Source organism: Rhodanobacter sp. MP7CTX1 (assembly GCF_014205795.1).
In the GTDB taxonomy this organism is placed as follows: Bacteria; Pseudomonadota; Gammaproteobacteria; order Xanthomonadales; family Rhodanobacteraceae; genus Rhodanobacter.
In genome coordinates this window covers 1-12,388 of record NZ_JACHCN010000017.1, presented here as the reverse complement: position 1 = coordinate 12,388, position 12,388 = coordinate 1, and the positions used below count along the sequence as shown (strand labels likewise).

The window sequence follows — 12,388 nt, the reverse complement described above, 5'->3', positions numbered from 1 at the left end:
CCGCGATAGAGCAGTCTGTTCATGATGCCCGCAGACCGGGACGAAACCCACTATCCAGAGCGTCTCAGGACCGTCATTGCTGTCAGGATCTGACAGCAATGACGGTGCGTGATCGCCAACATCGGCGTTGCAAATCGTCGTCAATAAAGTACGCGAGTGCGCAAAGTGCCCGGAATCGCGGCGAGCTTTTCCTTCAGCGCCGTTGCCTGTGTCGCGTCGGCGGTAACGTCGATCACGACGTAGCCCACTTCTGTATCGGTTTGCAGAAACTGCGCGTCGATATTGATGTTGCCGGCCGAGAACAATTCGTTGATGCGTGACAGCATGCCAGGCACGTTGCGATGGATGTGCAGCAGGCGACGACTGTGCGGGTGTTCGGGCAGGGTGGCTTCGGGGAAGTTCACCGCTGACAGGGTTGAGCCGTTGTCGCTATAACGGATCAGCTTGCTGGCGACCTCGATGCCGATGTTGTCCTGCGCCTCCAGCGTGCTGCCACCGATGTGCGGCGTGAGGATCACATTGTCCATGCCGAGCAGTGGCGAGACGAACGCGTCGTCGTTGCCCTTTGGTTCCACAGGGAAAACATCCACGGCGGCACCGGCCAGATGGCCATCGCGCAGTGCCGCGGCCAGCGCGTCGATATCCACCACGCTGCCGCGCGAAGCGTTGATCAGCATGGCGCCGGCGCGCATCTTCGCCAGCTGCTCGCGTTTGATCATCATCTGCGTGGCGGGAGTTTCCGGTACATGCAGCGTGACCACATCCGCACGTTCCAGCAGCTCATCCAGGCTGGAAACGGCGCGCGCATTGCCCAGCGACAGCTTGGTTTCGACATCGTGGAAGATCACCCGCATGCCGAGGCCCTCAGCCAGCACGCCGACCTGGGTGCCGATATGGCCGTAGCCGACGATGCCAAGCACTTTGTCGCGCGTCTCGTAGCTGCCACTCGCCGATTTCGTCCAGCCGCCGCGATGGCACAACGCATTCTTCTGCGGGATGCCCCGTAGCAGCATGATCGCCTCGGCAATCACCAGCTCGGCGACGCTGCGCGTATTGGAGTAGGGCGCGTTGAACACCGGTACGCCGAGTTTCCTGGCGGCCGTCAGATCCACTTGATTGGTGCCGATGCAGAAACAGCCCACGGCAATTAACCGCTTGGCCTGTGCCAGCACGTCCTCACTGAGCTGCGTGCGGGAGCGGATGCCGACGATGTGTGCGTCGGCAATGCGGGCCTTGAGCTCGTCCTGCGGCAATGCCGTCGCATGCAGCTCGACATGGCTGTAGCCGGCACGCTGAAAACTCTCGACCGCGCTGGCACTGACGCCTTCCAGCAGCAATACCTTGATGTCTTGGCGGGGATAAGAGGTCTGCATGCGGTGGCCTGGAATGAGGGGTCTGATTGAAGTGGTCTAACTATGCCAGAGCTGGCGACAATTTGCGGCGCTGCAGCACTGGACTCGGCGGCAAGCGACTGGCAGGCTGCGTGAACCTCCTGGAGCCCATCATGCTCGACGCGCGTCTTGCCGAACTGACCCGATGCCTGCCCGACCTGCGGCTGCTCACCGCGCCTGGCGATCTGGAGCACTACGGCCGCGACTGGACCCGCCGCTGGACACCGGCACCCTTGGCGATCGCCCTGCCGGCCAGCATCGCAGAAGCGCAGGCGATCGTTCGCTGGGCCAACGAACACCGTGTGGCGATCGTGCCGTCGGGCGGTCGTACCGGGTTGTCCGGCGGCGCCGTAGCTGCCAACGGCGAGCTGGTGTTGAGCCTGGAACGGATGAACCGCGTGCTGGATTTCAACGCGATAGACCGCACACTCAGCGTGCAGGCAGGCATCAGCCTGCAAGCAGTCCATGACGCTGCACGCGGGCACGGGTTGCTCTATCCCGTCGATTTCGCCGCGCGCGGTTCGTGTTCGATCGGCGGCAATATCGCGACGAATGCAGGCGGCATCCGGGTGATTCGCTACGGCAATACGCGCGAGTGGATCGCCGGCTTGAAGGTAGTGGCTGGCAACGGCGAACTGCTTGAGCTCAATCGCGCGCTGATCAAGAACTCCAGCGGCTACGATTTCCGTCAGCTGATGATTGGTTCGGAAGGGACACTGGGCATCGTGGTGGAGGCGACGCTGAAACTCACCGATCCGCCGCCGCCGTCGCAGGTGATGCTGCTGGCGTTGCCGGACATGGACGCGCTGATGCACGTGTTTGCACTGTTCCGCGCGCGGCTGGCTTTGCAGGCGTTCGAGTTCTTCACCGATCATGCGCTCAAGCACGTTCTCGCGCATGGCGCGCAGCGGGCTATCGACGGGGACTATCCGTACTACGTGGTGACCGAGTTCGATGCGACCGACGAGCGGGTGCAGGAAGTCGCCCTGGCGGCGTTCGAGCATGCATTGGAGCAAGGCTGGGTAAGTGACGGCGTCATTGCGCAAAGCGAAGCACAGGCGACGGCGCTATGGCGCCTGCGCGACGGCATTACCGAAAGCCTTGCACCGCGGCGGCCCTACAAGAATGATGTGTCGGTGCGCATCAGCGCCGTGCCGTCCTTCCTGCACGAGATGCGCGCCTTGCTTATGCGCGAATATCCGCATATCGAAGTGGTCTGGTTTGGCCATATCGGCGACGGCAATCTGCACATCAATGTGCTGCGCCCCGATGGGCTGGCCGAAGAGGATTTCATTACCCAATGCGAACATGTCACCAAGCTGCTGGCAGCGACCTTGCAGCGTCATGGCGGCAGCATCTCGGCTGAACACGGCATTGGTCTGGTCAAGCGGGCGTATCTGGAAAGCACTCGCAGCGCGGCGGAAATTGCATTGATGCATGGTGTGCGAAAAGTGTTCGACCCGAACGGCATTCTCAATCCAGGCAAGCTGTTTGTGAGCGACTGAGGGCAAGCGGCAGGGGCCCGGAAAGCTGCCGCGTGCTAGCCTAATGGGCTTGTCCGTTCGCTTAGAGAAGCCGTCATGTCGCCGCAACTTCGTTCGCTGTATCCCGAGATCGAGCCTTTCGACAGCGGCTTTCTCAAGGTCTCCGCGCTGCACACGCTGTACTACGAGCAGAGTGGCAACCCGAACGGCAAACCGGTGGTCTTTCTGCATGGCGGCCCGGGTGGCGGCACCAATGCGAAGTGCCGGCGCTTCTTCGATCCGGCCGTCTATCGCATCGTGCTTTTCGATCAGCGCGGCTGTGGCAAATCCACGCCCCACGCGGAACTGACCGACAACACCACCTGGGATCTGGTCGCGGATATCGAACGTCTGCGTGAGCAGTTGGCAATCGATCGCTGGCAGGTGTTCGGCGGTTCGTGGGGCTCCACGCTGGCGCTCGCCTATGCGCAGAAACATCCAGACCAGGTGACCGAGCTGGTGCTGCGCGGCATCTTCATGCTGCGGCGCTGGGAGCTGGAGTGGTTCTACCAGAAAGGCTGCGACGCGCTGTACCCGGACGCGTGGGAGACCTATCTCAATGCGATTCCGGAGGCGGAGCAGGGCGATCTGATGAGCGCCTACTACCGCCGCCTCACCGGTGACGACGCGCAAGCGCGCAGTGACGCCGCACGCGCCTGGTCAGTATGGGAAGGCGCCACCAGTTTTCTGTGGCAGGACACCTCGCATATCGCGTCCAGTGCCGAGGACGAATTTGCGCTGGCCTTCGCGCGCATCGAATGCCACTACTTCGTCAATGGCGGCTTCTTCGAACACGACGACCAACTGCTGCGCAACGTGGATCGCATCCGCGCGATTCCCACGGTGATCGTGCAAGGTCGTTACGACGTGGTCTGTCCGATGCGCAGCGCGTGGGATCTGCATCGTGCGTGGCCCGAAGCTGATCTGCGCATCGTGCAGGATGCGGGTCATTCGGCGTTCGAGCCGGGGATCATGCATGAGTTGCTGGAGGCGACCGATCGCTTCAGTCGCTAGATCAGGTTTTGCTGTTCGCGGGACCGCTAATTCCTCGTCACCCCGGCGCAGGCCGGGGCCCAGGGCCCTTGTCCGTGATCTGTCGCTGCTCTTGCTGCTTTTGTAGGAGCGCACCCTATGCGCGATGGCTCTTGTGGGAGCGACTTCAGTCGCGATGCTCTAGCTCGGTTTGTTGTCTTTTGGAGTAGAGCTTTTCGTCCTCCAGCGGAGGCGAAAGCCTTTAAGCTCTGAAGCAAGCGAAACAGCAGACTCAAACCAGAGCATCGCGACTGAAGTCGCTCCCACAAGAGCGGGCCTCGGCTTCGATCGGTCGACGGCTTCAATCGGTCGACGGCAGCAGCTTCGTACCGAAGATCTTGTCGCCGGCATCGCCGAGGCCGGGCAGGATATAGCCGTGTTCGTTCAGGCGTTCGTCAATCGCGGCGGTATAGATCTCGATATCCGGATGCGCTGCTTCGATGCGCTTCAGGCCTTCCGGCGCGGCCACCAGGAACAACCCCTTGATGCGTTTGCAGCCGGCGGCTTTCAACATGTCGACGGCGGCGATCAGGGTGCCGGCGGTGGCGAGCATCGGGTCGACGATCAGGGCGATGCGCTCGTCCATGCGGCCGCTGAGTTTTTCATAGTAGGCGATCGCTTGCAGCGTTTTTTCATCGCGCTGCACGCCAACCACGCTGACCTTGGCCGACGGGATCATGTCGAGTACGCCGGGCAACATGCCCAGACCCGCCCGCAGGATCGGGACGATGGTGATCTTCTTGCCCTTGATCCGATGTACCTGCAGCGGGCCGGCCCAGCCGTTGATCTGCTCCTCGACGGTTTCCAGATCCTTGGTCGCTTCGTAAGTGAGTAGCGCGGCGACCTCGGAGGCCAGCTCGCGAAATTCCTTGGTGCTGATGCCGGCGCGGCGCATCAGGCCGAGCTTGTGCTGGATCAGCGGATGACGGACTTCAATGATCTTCATGGCTGCCTGCCGAGTGGGCTGTCATCAGCATAGCCGCAAAAGAAAAGGGCGCCGCCCGGTTAGGCGACGCCCCGCGTGCGCAAGATTTTGAATCGTTGATCCGGTGGCAACCGGATCAGTGGGTCTTCATGCAGGCGCTGACGGCGTTCTTGTAATCGTCGCCTTTCTTGCCGGCGTTCTGATGATTGCAGTCGGCCATGCGCTGCTGCGACGGGGTCAGCGTCTTGGTCGGGGCAGCGGCGGTGTCGCCCTTCATGCAGGCACTGACGGCATTTTTGTAGTCGTCGCCTTTCTTGCCGGCGTTTTGATGGCTGCAGTCGGCCATGTGCTGTTGCGACGGAGTGAGTGTCTTGGCCGGGGCGGTCGTACTGGCCTGCGGCGTTGCCGCAAAGGCGGTGCCGGCAAATGCGAAAGCGGCACTGATGGCAAGCAGACGTAATGACATCGACATCGTTGAACCCTCCCATGGTGACCGGCAGCTGCCGGCGGCGCCAGTCTATGCTGCCGGGTGGCCGTCGTGGGGAGGTGCGAAAGTGTCGTGCAAGTCGTATTCATCTACGGCAACGCCGCATGGGCCGCGTTGCCGTCGATGGGTCAGTTCGAACCCGGGGTGCTCAGGCCGCCTCGGCCTTGGCTTTGCGTGGGCCTTCCAGCAGCGCCTTGCGCAGGTTCGCCACCACCAGATCCACTTCGGCGCTGGTGACGTTGAAGTGCGGGGTGAAGCGCAGCGAGTTGACACCGCCATGGATCACGCCGACGCCGCGTTCACGCATGTACTCTTCGGTCGAGTCGGCGCCGTAGCACTTGTACTCCGGCGCCAGCTCACAGGAGAACAACAGGCCGGTGCCTTGCACCTTGGTGATCAGGCCGCCCAGTTCGTTCTTCAGCGCGTTGAGCTTGTCGACGAATTCCTTGCCGCGCTCACGGATGTTGTTGCGGACGGCGTCGGTCAGCTGATCCATCGTGACCAGTGCCACGTCCAGCGCGCGCGGGTTGGCGGTCATGGTGTTGCCGTAGATGCCCTTGCGGTACAGCCCGGCGGTGCGTGCGCTGACCGCCAGCACCGACAACGGATACTGGCCACCGTTGAGCGCCTTGGAGAAGGTTTCCATGTCCGGTGCCGGCAGCTTCTCGAAGCCCGGATAATCGGTGACCGACAGCACGCCATGCGCGCGCAGGCCGGCCTGGATCGAGTCGATCAACAGCAAGGTGCCATGCGCTTCGGTCAGCGCACGTGCCGCCTTGTAGAACTCCGGCGTCACCGCGCGGCCCGGGTCACCTTCGCCCATCACCGGCTCCAGGAACATCGCCTCGATGAACCAGCCATGTTTGTCGGCATCGGCAAACACTGCTTCGAGCTGCGCGATGTCATAAGGTGCCACGGTGAGCAGGGTGTCTTCGTGCCGATAGCTGGCGAGGTGCTGCTGATAGGTCTTGCGGCTGGAGTCCGAATACAGCGCGGGCTTGTCGGTGCGACCGTGAAACGCACCCTTCACCGCGAGGCGCTTGATCGAGCGACCGGCATAGCGGCCACCGACGTCGGTCATCATCTTCGCGTTGACGTCCGCGATGCGGCAGGCCAGCGAGACCGACTCGGAGCCCGAGTTCAGGCACAGATAACGGGTATACGGGCTGCCACCACGGGTGTGGCCCAGTTCCTTGTTCAGCGCGCGGCTGAAGCGCAATTGGGAGATGCTGGGCGACATGACGTTGGCCATCACTTGCGGGCGACTCAGCACGTCGAGAATCGCCGGGTCGTTGTGACCGAATCCGAGCATGCCGTAGCCGCCGTTGTCGTGCACCACGGCGCCCTTCAGCGTGATGACCCACGGTCCGCGCGCGGCAGCCGACAGGTACGGATTGATCGCGTCGTCGGGGTAGAAATTGACGAAACCGGCTTGAGCCTGGGCAAGTTGCTCGACTTCATCCAGCTTGAGGAAATCTGCCAGGTCGGCGCGCAGCTCGCGATGGCGCGCCACGGCTTCGCCGATCGCCTGAACCAGCAAGGTGTCGTTGGCCGCCATGCGCTCGATGCTGGCATCGTCCAGACCCGTGGTCCGGGGCTTGCCGCCGAATTCGCGCAGTTCGCGCAACTGATTGATCACGCCCATGATGGCTTCTCCGTGGATCCGACGGCCGGCATCTATTGCCGGGCTTGCGGAAGGTAGTGAATGTGTAGCTGGAAACGCGAGACGATCCGGCGCTTCCTCAATGTTTTCAGATGCTTCGAGCCGCCGCAGGCAGCCGTATCCCTCACAGGATACCTTGCGGCACGCGCCGCCGTAACCCCGTGCCAGGGCGCCAGATGACGGCTGTCACCCCCGATGACTGACGTCGGCGACTCCCCGAATGCCCTTGCACAACGCAGGATAAGCAGCATGCAAGGAGGTTCCCCATGACGCTTTCCAGCCCAGCCGTCGCCCGTCTCGACCGTGCCGTCAAGCGCTACGGTCGACTTACTGCACTGGATGGCGCCGATCTCGTCGTGCGGCGTGGCGAGCTGCTCGCATTGCTGGGGCCCAATGGCGCCGGCAAAACCACGGCAATTGGCTTGTTGCTGGGGCTGATCCGCGCCGATGCTGGCACGGTTGAGCTTTTCGGACAGGATCCTCAGCAGATTCAGGCACGTCGGCGCATCGGCGTCATGCTGCAGGACGCCGCATTGCCGCCGACACTGCGAGTGGGTGAACTGCTGCGGCTGACCGCCAGTTATTACCCGAACCCACGCCAGCTGGCCGAAACGGCGGCGCTGGCCGGTGTCACCGATTTGCTCAAACGGCCCTACGCGAAACTATCCGGTGGCCAGCAACGTCGGGTGCAGTTTGCGCTGGCGCTGTGTGGCCGGCCCGAGCTGCTGTTTCTGGATGAGCCCACCGTGGGCATGGATATCGAGGCGCGGCAGAAATTGTGGGTGGCGATTCGCCAGCTGCTCGCCGAGGGCTGTTCCGTGCTGTTGACCACGCACTATCTGGAAGAAGCCGAAGCGCTGGCCGACCGCGTCTGCGTGATGTCGCGCGGTCGGATGATTCACGAAGGCACGGTCGAAGCTCTGCGTACGCGGGTAGCGCTGAAGCGCATTCGCTGCCTCAGTGCATTGACGGTCGACACTCTGCGCGGCTGGCCTGAAGTCAGTGAGGTCTGGCAGGAAAGCGAACGACTGCATATCACGACGGCCGATGCCGAAATCGTGGTGCGCCGCCTGCTGGATGCCGATGCGCAGCTACGCGAGCTTGAAGTGCAGCGTGCCGGCCTGGCCGAGGCATTCACTGAACTCACCCGTGATGCTGACGAAGCATCGGATACCGATCAACGCGAGGCAGCCTGAGATGGAAACCGCCATGTCTTTCGCCCAACGGGAAGCGACCAGCGACATGCCGCCACGTCGCCTGCTTGGTGCCTACCTGGAGGAGGCCCGCACCGAATGCCTGCGCTACATGCGTGCTCCCGGTTTCATGTTGCCGATCATGCTGTTTCCCGCGATGTTCTATCTGCTGTTTGGCGTGCTGATGGCCAAGTCGGAGGGCGTCGACGCGGGGCGCTTTCTGCTCGCCAGCTACGGCGTATTCGGCGTGATGAGTCCTGGCTTGTTCGGCTTCGGTGTGTCGCTGGCGCTCGAGCGCGATGGTGGATTGCTGACGTTCAAGCGTGCGCTACCGATGCCGCCGGGGGCGTATCTGCTGGGCAAGATGCTGATGGCGATGGCTGCCGCCACCGTGGTCATTCTGTTGCTGCTGATGTTGGCGTTGTCGTTGGGACATGTTGTGCTGACCCCGGTTCAGATGGTTGCTCTGTTGCTGACGGGCGCGTTGGGTGTGTTGCCATTCTGCGCGTTGGGCATGTTCGTCGGCACGTTGATCAAGGGTCAGGGCGCACCGGGCATGCTGCAGTTGATCTACCTGCCGATGTCGTTCATGTCCGGTCTGTGGTTTCCGTTGCCGATGCTGCCGAAGTTCCTGCAGAAGATTGCGCCGGTATGGCCTAGCTATCATCTCGACCAGCTGGCACTGGCTGCTGTGGGCCTGCGGCAGGGAGTGCTATGGCCGCATATGCTCGTGTTGCTCGGGTTCGCAGTAGCGTTCTTGCTGCTGGCGACGCGCCGCCTGCGCAGGGCTGGTTGAAGTAGCATGCTGTGCACATCGATCCTTTTGCGAAAAGCCGCGCCATGATCCCTGACTTCATTGCCCGATGGTTTACGCCGGCACCGGATTCCGGTGTGGCCGACGACATCCGGCACGGCAAGTCGCCGTGGGCCGACAGCGTGCACTTGCTGTGGTTGATGTGGATCTTTGTCACGCCGCTGTTCGACCATGGAGTCGCTGGCTATACGCGGAGCTGGTTGCTGTTCACGCTGGGCTCCCTGCCGGTGTTTCTGCTGCTGTTCGCCAAGATGCAGCTGGCGCCACGACGCATGGTGCAGTTCTATCCGCTGGGCATGGCTGCATTGAGCCTGGGGCTGCTGCCCTGGTATGGGAGCGGTCTGAGCTACTTCGTCTACGGATGTGTGATGTTGCGTTTCTGCAACGCGCCCTTCCGCGTGTATGTAGTGAAGCTGCTGCTGATGAACGCCGCATTCGTCGCGCTGGCTTGGTGGATCGGCTATCCGCCCTCACTGCTGGTAATCATTCCCGCCACTGCATTGGTCGTCAGCACCATCACCGCGGTTGAACACATGAGCAAGGAGAAGGACGCAGCACTTCGGCTGTCGCATGACGAAGTGCGCCGACTCGCTGCGACCGCCGAGCGCGAGCGCATCGGCCGTGATCTGCACGACTTGCTCGGCCATACGCTGTCACTGATCACGCTCAAACTCGAGCTCTCGCGCAAGCTGTTCGATCGCGATACCGAAGCGGCCCGACGCGAAGTGGAAGACACCGAAAAGGTGGCGCGACACGCACTGGCTGAAGTGCGCAGTGCCGTAACCGGTATCCGCGCCACCGATATTGCTGCCGAACTGGCGTCGGCGCGATTGCTGCTGGAATCGTCGTGGGTGCATCTCGACTACGGTCGACCGCCCGCCGACCTGCCTGGCGATATCGAGCGCGGCCTCTCGTTGATACTGCGCGAGGCAGTGACCAATATTGCGCGCCACGCCGGTGCCGGTTCCGCGAAGATCGACATCGTTCGCGAACGCACCAGCGTGTGCATGCAGATCAGCGACGACGGTCGCGGCGGCATTGACCGTGATGGCAATGGCTTATGCGGCATCGGCGAGCGCGTGCGTGCGCTGGGTGGCACGCTATCGATCGAGTCGCCTCGCGGCCAGGGAACACGTCTGCGGGTGGTGGTTCCGGTGCCGATTCTGCGTCTGGTTGAAGCGTCGCGATCTGCACCGGACACGCCCATCAGCGAGCCTCTGACGAACACAGCTCCCGGTCAACCCGCCGCATGAGCCCATCCGTGTTACCTATGCCCATCCAGGGTATGACATCCTCCATCGGCTCCGGTCGATACAACGGGAAGATCACATGATTCGCGTCCTGCTAGCCGAGGACCAGGCGATGGTGCGCGGTGCACTGTATGCGCTGCTCAATCTCGAATCGGACATCGAGTTGCTTGGCTCGGCAGCCGATGGCGAGATCGCGTGGCGCGAGCTGCAACGGCTGAAACCCGACGTGCTGGTTACCGATATCGAAATGCCTGGCCTGACCGGGCTGGAACTGGCGCAGCGCATTCAGCGTCAGGAATTGCCGATCAAGGTGGTTATCGTCACCACGTTCGCGCGGCCCGGGTTTCTGCGGCGCGCATTGGATGCCGGTGTGTCGGGTTATCTGCTCAAAGATGCGCCAGCGGAGAATCTCGCCGAAGCGCTGCGCACCGTGCATCGCGGTGGCCGCGCGATCGATCCACAGTTGGCGCTGGAAGCGTGGTCGGAAGCCGATCCGCTGAATGATCGCGAACGGCAGGTATTGCGCTTGGCCGGCGAGGGTCAATCGGCTGGTGACATCGCCACGCAGTTGAATCTTTCGCATGGCACCGTGCGCAATTACCTGTCCGAAGCGATCGGCAAGCTCGGCGTCGCGAACCGCATCGAGGCGTATCGCATGGCGCGACAGAAGGGCTGGCTGTAAACCCGCGCCTTGGCCAGAACGGACCTGCACATGCTGGCTGGCGCCCGCTGCGGGATAATGCGCCGTTTTCCGTCGCCCCCGGGCGCTAGCCGAGCCGATCTTGAAGAAGTCCGATTTCGATTTTGAACTGCCGCCCGAACTGATCGCGCAGGTGCCGTTACCCGAGCGGTCGGCCAGCCGCCTGCTCGTGCTCGACGTGGCCGCGCACACGCAACAGGACCGGCTATTCCGTGAGCTGCCCGAATTCCTACGGCCGGGTGACCTGCTGGTATTCAACGACACGCGTGTCTTGCCTGCGCGGTTGTACGGCCGCAAGAGTACGGGCGGGGCGGTGGAGATCCTGATCGAGCGCGTTACCGGTGCGCACGAGGCCATCGTGCAGCTCGGTGTCAGCAAGAAGCCCAAGGAGGGCGGGCGGATCGAGCTGGCCGATGGCAGCCATGCCGTCGTGCTGGGGCGAGATGAAGGCTTTTTCCGATTGCGTTTCGACGCACCTGAGCCGCTGGAAAAGCTGTTGCTCAAGCTCGGCGAAATGCCCTTGCCGCCGTATATCGAGCGGCATGCCGATGCCGGCGACATGGAGCGCTACCAGACCGTGTTCGCGCGTGAGCCCGGCGCCGTCGCCGCACCCACCGCCGGTCTGCATTTCGATGAGGCGATGCTGGCCGATCTGCGCGAGCGGGGAGTCGATTTCGGTTACATCACGTTGCACGTCGGTGCGGGCACGTTCCAGCCGGTGCGTGCGGATGATCTGAAAGATCACCAGATGCACCGCGAGTGGCTCAATGTCGGCGCCAGTCTGATCGAACAGATTCGCCGCACTCGCGCTGCTGGCGGTCGCGTGATCGCGGTGGGTACCACGGTGGTGCGTGCGCTGGAAAGCGCCAGCAAAGACGGCGAGCTGCATCCGTTCGCTGGCGAAACTCAGATCTTCATCTTTCCTGGCTATCGTTTCAGCAGCATCGACGGCCTACTCACTAACTTCCACCTGCCGCAATCGACGTTGCTGATGCTGGTGTCGGCGCTGGCGGGGCGCGAATTCATGCTGGACGCGTATCGCCATGCGGTCGAGCAGCGGTATCGCTTCTTCTCTTATGGCGATGCGATGTTGATCCTGCCGCAGGGGCAGTGAGGCGGCGCGGCTTCGCCTGACCTGTTGTTGATCTTGTGGGAGCGACTTCAGTCGCGATGCTCTGGGTTTGCTGTTTGGCTTTCTTCAGAGCTCAAGAGCTCAAGAGCTCAAGAGCTCAAGAGCTCAAGAGCTCAAGAGCTCAAGAGCTCAAGAGCTCAAGAGCTCAAGAGCTCAAGAGCTCAAGAGCGTTTCGTCCTCCTTCGGAGGGCGAGTCACTTTTCTCTTGCGTGGCCAAGAGAAAAGTAACCAAAAGAAATGGAATGGACGCCTCCCACCTCGCTTCGTCAGCGGTGCTG

At 62.4% G+C, this 12,388-nt stretch carries 11 protein-coding genes; 7 read left to right on the top strand and 4 right to left on the bottom strand.

What is annotated here, in order from left to right:
* Window positions 1-140 precede the first annotated feature (140 nt).
* Window positions 141-1,373 carry a phosphoglycerate dehydrogenase gene (serA, locus tag HDE77_RS17165; RefSeq protein WP_184419147.1) on the bottom strand — a complete coding sequence of 411 codons (1,233 nt, stop codon included), beginning with the start codon at window positions 1,371-1,373 and terminating at the stop codon, window positions 141-143.
* 131 nt (window positions 1,374-1,504) lie between these two features.
* Here serA and HDE77_RS17160 point away from each other — a divergent pair, with 131 nt between their 5' ends.
* Window positions 1,505-2,896: an FAD-binding oxidoreductase gene (locus HDE77_RS17160; protein WP_184419146.1), complete on the top strand. Its 1,392-nt coding sequence runs from the start codon at window positions 1,505-1,507 to the stop codon at window positions 2,894-2,896.
* A 75-nt stretch (window positions 2,897-2,971) separates the two neighbouring features.
* Entirely contained in the window at window positions 2,972-3,928 is a 957-nt protein-coding gene (gene pip, locus HDE77_RS17155) for a prolyl aminopeptidase (RefSeq protein ID WP_184419145.1), read from the top strand.
* A 319-nt stretch (window positions 3,929-4,247) separates the two neighbouring features.
* Here pip and upp read toward each other — a convergent pair whose 3' ends face one another.
* The 3 genes from upp to HDE77_RS17140 all read right to left on the bottom strand — a co-directional run bounded on the left by upp (window position 4,248) and on the right by HDE77_RS17140 (window position 7,003).
* Window positions 4,248-4,892 (bottom strand): uracil phosphoribosyltransferase, encoded by a 645-nt coding sequence (upp, locus tag HDE77_RS17150; protein WP_184419144.1) that lies wholly within the window; start codon window positions 4,890-4,892, stop codon window positions 4,248-4,250.
* A 115-nt stretch (window positions 4,893-5,007) separates the two neighbouring features.
* The gene (locus tag HDE77_RS17145; RefSeq protein WP_184419143.1) at window positions 5,008-5,343 is read right to left on the bottom strand and encodes a PsiF family protein; all 336 of its coding nucleotides are present in this window, start codon (window positions 5,341-5,343) and stop codon (window positions 5,008-5,010) included.
* A gap of 163 nt (window positions 5,344-5,506) precedes the next feature.
* Complete coding sequence (locus tag HDE77_RS17140; RefSeq protein ID WP_184419142.1) at window positions 5,507-7,003, bottom strand: aminotransferase class III-fold pyridoxal phosphate-dependent enzyme; 1,497 nt, start codon at window positions 7,001-7,003, stop codon at window positions 5,507-5,509.
* Between the two features lie 284 nt (window positions 7,004-7,287).
* Between HDE77_RS17140 and HDE77_RS17135 the strand changes: the two genes are divergently transcribed.
* The 5 genes from HDE77_RS17135 (at window position 7,288) to queA (ending at window position 12,092) form a co-directional block, all read left to right on the top strand.
* Window positions 7,288-8,217 carry an ABC transporter ATP-binding protein gene (locus HDE77_RS17135; RefSeq protein ID WP_184419141.1) on the top strand — a complete coding sequence of 310 codons (930 nt, stop codon included), beginning with the start codon at window positions 7,288-7,290 and terminating at the stop codon, window positions 8,215-8,217.
* Between the two features lie 13 nt (window positions 8,218-8,230).
* Window positions 8,231-9,010, top strand: a complete 780-nt coding sequence (locus HDE77_RS17130) for an ABC transporter permease (protein ID WP_255482786.1) — start codon at window positions 8,231-8,233, stop codon at window positions 9,008-9,010.
* 44 nt (window positions 9,011-9,054) lie between these two features.
* Complete coding sequence (locus HDE77_RS17125) at window positions 9,055-10,281, top strand: sensor histidine kinase (RefSeq protein WP_184419140.1); 1,227 nt, start codon at window positions 9,055-9,057, stop codon at window positions 10,279-10,281.
* Window positions 10,282-10,357: 76 nt separating this feature from the next.
* Window positions 10,358-10,960, top strand: a complete 603-nt coding sequence (locus HDE77_RS17120; protein WP_184419139.1) for a response regulator transcription factor — start codon at window positions 10,358-10,360, stop codon at window positions 10,958-10,960.
* Window positions 10,961-11,060: 100 nt separating this feature from the next.
* On the top strand, window positions 11,061-12,092 hold the full coding sequence (gene queA, locus HDE77_RS17115; protein WP_184419138.1) for a tRNA preQ1(34) S-adenosylmethionine ribosyltransferase-isomerase QueA: 1,032 nt from the start codon (window positions 11,061-11,063) through the stop codon (window positions 12,090-12,092).
* Window positions 12,093-12,388: the final 296 nt, after the last annotated feature.

Coding starts and splice junctions, on each gene's coding strand:
- HDE77_RS17125 (WP_184419140.1), top strand. CDS start 9,055: ATGATCCCTGACTTCATTGCCCGATGGTTTACGCCGGCACCGGATTCC.
- serA (WP_184419147.1), bottom strand. CDS start 1,373: ATGCAGACCTCTTATCCCCGCCAAGACATCAAGGTATTGCTGCTGGAA.
- HDE77_RS17145 (WP_184419143.1), bottom strand. CDS start 5,343: ATGTCGATGTCATTACGTCTGCTTGCCATCAGTGCCGCTTTCGCATTT.
- HDE77_RS17130 (WP_255482786.1), top strand. CDS start 8,231: ATGTCTTTCGCCCAACGGGAAGCGACCAGCGACATGCCGCCACGTCGC.
- HDE77_RS17140 (WP_184419142.1), bottom strand. CDS start 7,003: ATGGGCGTGATCAATCAGTTGCGCGAACTGCGCGAATTCGGCGGCAAG.
- upp (WP_184419144.1), bottom strand. CDS start 4,892: ATGAAGATCATTGAAGTCCGTCATCCGCTGATCCAGCACAAGCTCGGC.
- pip (WP_184419145.1), top strand. CDS start 2,972: ATGTCGCCGCAACTTCGTTCGCTGTATCCCGAGATCGAGCCTTTCGAC.
- HDE77_RS17160 (WP_184419146.1), top strand. CDS start 1,505: ATGCTCGACGCGCGTCTTGCCGAACTGACCCGATGCCTGCCCGACCTG.
- HDE77_RS17135 (WP_184419141.1), top strand. CDS start 7,288: ATGACGCTTTCCAGCCCAGCCGTCGCCCGTCTCGACCGTGCCGTCAAG.
- HDE77_RS17120 (WP_184419139.1), top strand. CDS start 10,358: ATGATTCGCGTCCTGCTAGCCGAGGACCAGGCGATGGTGCGCGGTGCA.